Here is a 3,881-nt window from a genome sequence, read left to right as displayed (position 1 = left end):
GCCGACGACCCAGCCGATGGTGCAGCCGATCCCGGCCGCCGCCCCGCTGCCGACGCTGACCGCGGCGCAGGAGAGCGAACTGGCGCGGTTGCTGGCACGCGATGCGGTGGCGCAGGGGCTGAAGGATCGCGAACCGTCGCTGGCCGGGCTATCCGGACCGGCACTCGTGCGTGCCGCGCTCGATCATGCCCATGCGGTGCGCGCGGGGCGGTTGGACAATGCCGATTTCCAGAAGGACTGGGCGATGCGCCCGCAAGCGTTCGACCCGCTGCCGTCGTTCCGCGACGCGGTGGCGAAGGACCGGCTGGCTGCCTGGATCGCGTCGCTGCCACCGCCCTATGCCGGCTATGACACGCTGGTGACCGGTCTGGCCCGCTATCGCAAGATTCAGGCGAATGGCGGTTGGCCGACGGTTGGTGCCGGCTCAGAAATGCGGCTGGGCGGCAAGGGTCCACAGGTCGCGGCGCTGCGCAAGCGGCTGGCGATCGAGGATGCCGACCTGTCGCCGACCGGCGATACCTTCGATCAGGCGATGCTGGATGCCGTCCGCCGCGCCCAGCGCCGCTATGGTCTCAACCCCGCCGGACAGGTCGGTGCGCAGACCGTCGCGTCGCTGAACGTGCCGGTGGGCGAGCGGATCAAGCAGATCAAGGCGAATATGGAGCGGTGGCGCTGGCTGCCGACCGAGCTGGAGAAGAACCGCATTCAGGTCAACATCGCCGCCGCCGTGCTGACCGTGTTCGATGGCGACCAGCCGGTAACGTCGATGAAGGCGGTGACCGGGCGTCCGGGTGACGAGACGCCGATGCTGACCTCGACGATCCATTCGATCGTGCTCAATCCGCCGTGGAACGTGCCGTCGTCGATCGCCGACAAGGAATTGTGGCCGAAGGAGCGGGCGAACCCCGGCTACCTGAAGCGCAACGGATTTCGCGTGATCGAGACCGAGGGCGGCGGGCGTCGCCTGCAACAAGCGTCGGAGAATAGCGCGCTAGGCCGGTTCAAGTTCGATTTCGACAATCCGTTCGCGGTGTATCTGCACGACACGCCGGCGCAGGCCGGCTTTGCGAAGTTCGACCGGCTGGCCAGCCATGGCTGCGTCCGTCTGGAAAAGCCCGAGGATCTTGCGCGGCTGTTGCTGCGCACGACGCCCGAATGGCCGGATACGCAGATCGACGCGACGCTGGCATCGGGCAAAACGGTGCGGGCCAAGGTCGCCGATCCGGTAAAGGTCTATCTGCTGTATTGGACCGCGTTCGCGACACCGAACGGCACGATGAGCTTCCGCGAGGATCCGTATAAATGGGACGGCGTGCTGGCGAACAAGATCGCCGCACGCGCCGAAGCCAGCCAGATGGCGGCTCGATAAGGGGATGACGATGTTCAACGGATGGCGTGTGGCGCTGCTGGCTGGCAGCGGCCTGTTGCTGGCGACCGGGCTTGGTGCCTGTTCGAACGAGAATGTGGACGAGGCACCGATCGAGAACAGCGCGTTCGACGAGGACGCCCCGCCGCCGACCCCGCTACCGGAGCAGAATTTCGAGGCGGCGCCGGTGATTACGGAGAATCTGTCGGCACCCGCCCCGGTCGAGGATCTCCCCCCGCCCCCACCGGTCGAACCCGACCAGCAGGTGCTGGACGACGCGTCCGCCACCGGCATGACGTCGCGATCGACCCGCGGGCAGGAAAGCAGCGACGACGCGCCGGTCGACGATGCGATGGTGAACCAGCAGGGGGAATAGGGCTGCGGTTTCGTGGAGGCCCGGCTCCGGGGGCGCTGCGTGCTTCCGGTCGGCTTGGGGATCGGTGCTGGATCAGCGGAGGGCGTGAGGCCTTTCACAAGATCGGAGGCGGTTCTCCCCATTCGTCACCCCGGGCTTGACCCGGGGTCCCGCTTCTTCTCCAATCTTGGAAGAAGTGGCACGTCAACCAGCCCAATCCGACCAGGCGCAGCACGAACGCGTTGGTGTACTCCTTACTCGCCACGGGCGGTAACAAGCGGGACCCCGGGTCAAGCCCGGGGTGACGTGTGGTGGAGGGTTGGGGCTCGATCTGAAACCAGGTTGGGACGGTCGGCGGATCGCTTCGGAATCGGCCTCACGCCGCCTGCTGCGAACCCTCCGCCGGCATGACCGGCGCATAAGCGCGGTCGAGGTACAGGTTTGCCAGTTCGTAATGCGCGCTGACGACCTGTTCGTGGTCGGCCTGCTGCGCCAGTTCCAACTGCTGTTCGGCACGGCGTACGAAGTAGGACATTTCGTCCGGTCCAATCGAAGACACGACAACCTCTCAAGGACGTTCAATCGTCCGTTTCTAATACTCGCCCGGCGGAACCGGACGTTGCTTGAACGCACGACAGGTTCCGGGGATGCGTGTCGCCGCAAATTCTGACGCCGTGATGACACCGCCGGTCGCAATGGGACATGCGGCGAACGACGCCGAATCAATTACATACGACGGTGTTTTCCGCCGTAGCGCCCGCCGATATAGGCGCCCAGCCGGTTCATCTCGCTGGCGGCGGCGATCGCGGCGTCGCTCTGGCAGGGCAGCGGATCATGGTCGCGGTCGGCGGCGCGGCTGGCGACCTTGGCGGCCAGTTCCTCGATATCCGCACGCGACAGCAGGTTCTTTTCGCGCAGGAGACACAGCAGGCTCTGCAGGATCACCATGCTCTTCTCGCCGGCGGCATCGCACGGTTCGATCGGATTCATCGTTCCTCTCCTTATGGTTATACAGGAGAGCATATGCCGATCCTGTCCGGACGCAAGGGGGCTGCGTCCGGTCGGGACCGGCAGGAAGTTCGACCGGGTGCCGCCGTCAGTTCAGTCCGCCCCCCAGCGTCCGGTACAGCGTGACCAGGTTGGTCGCGCGCGCCAGCCGGGTCTGTACCAGCGTCTGCCGCGCGGCATAGCTGGTCCGCTGCGCATCCAGCGTGTTGAGGAACGAATCGATCCCGGCCCGGTAGCGTGCGTCGGACAGCCGCTGGGCGGTCGCCGCCGCCTGCGCCTTGGCCGTCTGCGCCGACAGCTGCTCGCCGATGGTCCCGCGCGTCGCCAGCGCGTCGGCGACTTCCCTGAACGCGGTCTGGAGCGCGCCTTCATAGGTCGCGACAGCCGCCAGCTGCTGCGCGCGCGCGACCTCGACATTGCCGCGCCGCTGGCCGCCGTCGAACAACGGCAGCGCCACGCCCGGCGAGACGGAGAATTGCTGCGTGCCCGCACCGAACAGCCCGCCCAGCGCCGTGCTGATCGTGCCCAGCGTCGCGGTGAGCGAGATGGTCGGGAACAGCGCCGCGCGCGCCGCACCGATATTGGCATTGGCGGCATAGAGGCGGCGTTCTGCCTGCAGCACATCGGGGCGGCGCAACAGCACGGTCGACGACACGCCGGTCGGCAGGTTCGACAGGATCAGGTCGCGATCGCCCAGTTCCGCCGGCAATTGCTCGGCCGGGACGGTGGTGCCCGCCAGAAGGTTGATCGCATTCTGGTCCTGCGCGATCTGCGCGGTCAGCGCGGCGATATCGTTGCGCGCCTGCTGATAGCTGGTTTCCGCCTGCTGAACCTCCAGTTCGGAGATGACGCCGACCCGGAACTGGGCGCGGGTCAGCTCCAGCGTCCGGCCGAAGCTGGCCAGCGTTTCGCGCGACAGGCGCAACTGGTCCTGATCGGCGGCCATGGTCAGCCACGCGGTCGCGACTTCACCGATCAACGCGATCCGCGCCGCCCGCTGCGCCTCTTCGGTCGCGAAATATTCCTGGAGCGCCGCCTGGCTGAGATTGCGCACCCGACCGAACAGGTCGAGTTCGAAGGCGGAGAAGCCGACCGACGCCTGATAGATTTCGAGGTTGCCGGTCTGCGCGGGCACGCCGCCCACCCCGCCGG

At 67.0% G+C, this 3,881-nt stretch carries 5 protein-coding genes; 2 read left to right on the top strand and 3 right to left on the bottom strand.

Annotation, left to right across the window (positions count from 1 at the left end; all coding sequences use genetic code 11):
* Together CA237_RS19160 and CA237_RS19155 are read left to right on the top strand one after the other, a co-directional pair.
* The coding region (locus CA237_RS19160; protein WP_126015287.1) for a L,D-transpeptidase family protein at positions 1–1,369 on the top strand (1,369 nt) is incomplete at its 5' end.
* Between the two features lie 4 nt (positions 1,370–1,373).
* Positions 1,374–1,742, top strand: a complete 369-nt coding sequence (locus CA237_RS19155) for a hypothetical protein (protein ID WP_206433023.1) — start codon at positions 1,374–1,376, stop codon at positions 1,740–1,742.
* Between the two features lie 355 nt (positions 1,743–2,097).
* Here CA237_RS19155 and CA237_RS19820 read toward each other — a convergent pair whose 3' ends face one another.
* The 3 genes from CA237_RS19820 to CA237_RS19145 all read right to left on the bottom strand — a co-directional run.
* Positions 2,098–2,256: a hypothetical protein gene (locus tag CA237_RS19820; protein ID WP_164523933.1), complete on the bottom strand. Its 159-nt coding sequence runs from the start codon at positions 2,254–2,256 to the stop codon at positions 2,098–2,100.
* A 191-nt stretch (positions 2,257–2,447) separates the two neighbouring features.
* The gene (locus CA237_RS19150; protein ID WP_066689680.1) at positions 2,448–2,711 is read right to left on the bottom strand and encodes a hypothetical protein; all 264 of its coding nucleotides are present in this window, start codon (positions 2,709–2,711) and stop codon (positions 2,448–2,450) included.
* Positions 2,712–2,817: 106 nt separating this feature from the next.
* The coding region (locus tag CA237_RS19145; RefSeq protein WP_126015285.1) for an efflux transporter outer membrane subunit at positions 2,818–3,881 on the bottom strand (1,064 nt) is incomplete at its 5' end.

Source organism: Sphingomonas sp. ABOLH (genome assembly GCF_003951715.1).
Taxonomy (GTDB): Bacteria; Pseudomonadota; Alphaproteobacteria; order Sphingomonadales; family Sphingomonadaceae; genus Sphingomonas; species Sphingomonas hankookensis_A.
The sequence above is the reverse complement of the archived record's forward strand: the minus strand, read 5'-3'. Positions and strand labels throughout refer to the sequence as shown.

What these genes read in the sequence shown, in the direction of transcription:
- CA237_RS19820 (WP_164523933.1), bottom strand. Translation starts at nt 2,256, where the DNA reads ATGTCCTACTTCGTACGCCGTGCCGAACAGCAGTTGGAACTGGCGCAG.
- CA237_RS19155 (WP_206433023.1), top strand. Translation starts at nt 1,374, where the DNA reads ATGACGATGTTCAACGGATGGCGTGTGGCGCTGCTGGCTGGCAGCGGC.
- CA237_RS19150 (WP_066689680.1), bottom strand. Translation starts at nt 2,711, where the DNA reads ATGAATCCGATCGAACCGTGCGATGCCGCCGGCGAGAAGAGCATGGTG.